This window comes from Pseudoalteromonas sp. S1609 (assembly GCF_005887255.1).
Lineage (GTDB): Bacteria > Pseudomonadota > Gammaproteobacteria > Enterobacterales > Alteromonadaceae > Pseudoalteromonas.
This window is the reverse complement of record NZ_PNDJ01000197.1, coordinates 1-526: the sequence shown is the minus strand read 5'-3', so window position 1 is coordinate 526 and position 526 is coordinate 1. Positions and strand designations below refer to the sequence as shown.

1 protein-coding gene is annotated in these 526 nt (G+C 43.2%); it reads right to left on the bottom strand.

All coding sequences use genetic code 11. The annotated features are described in order from the left end of the window. On the bottom strand, positions 1-458 hold a 458-nt coding region (locus CWB76_RS19405; protein WP_138609749.1), incomplete at its 3' end, for a YebC/PmpR family DNA-binding transcriptional regulator. Between the last annotated feature and the right edge of the window lie 68 nt (positions 459-526).

The window sequence follows — 526 nt, the reverse complement described above, 5'->3', positions numbered from 1 at the left end:
ATCATCAGCGCTTCTAACACGACTTCATCGTCGTCGCCTGCAAACCCTAAAACAGCTAGGTGATCAAACATATGAGCAACACAACCAGGTGTGCCTATTTTCGAATCTGTTTTAGTAAACGGTAAGCGCACATCTTTAATTGTACGATTAGGGTTGTCAGTTAAACAATCAACAATCACCATACAATTACCTGGGCCGTAGCCTTCGTACCGTGCAGTTGAGTAATCTTCCCCTGCCCCACCGGCTGCTTTTTCTATTGCTTTTTCGATTACGTGCGCGGGAACTTGGTCTTTTTTGGCTTTTTCAATTAAGCGGCGCAATGTTTGATTTACATCGGGGTCGGGTTCACCACTTTTGGCTGCAACGTAAATTTCTTTACCGTACTTCGAATTTACTTTAGTTTTCGCGTTGGCTGTTTTAGCCATCGAACTTTTGCGGACTTCAAATGCTCTGCCCATCTTGTGCCTCTATTGAATACGTTCTGTTTTTGATATTTTACCAATTCAAAGCGTATTGGGCTAGTGGT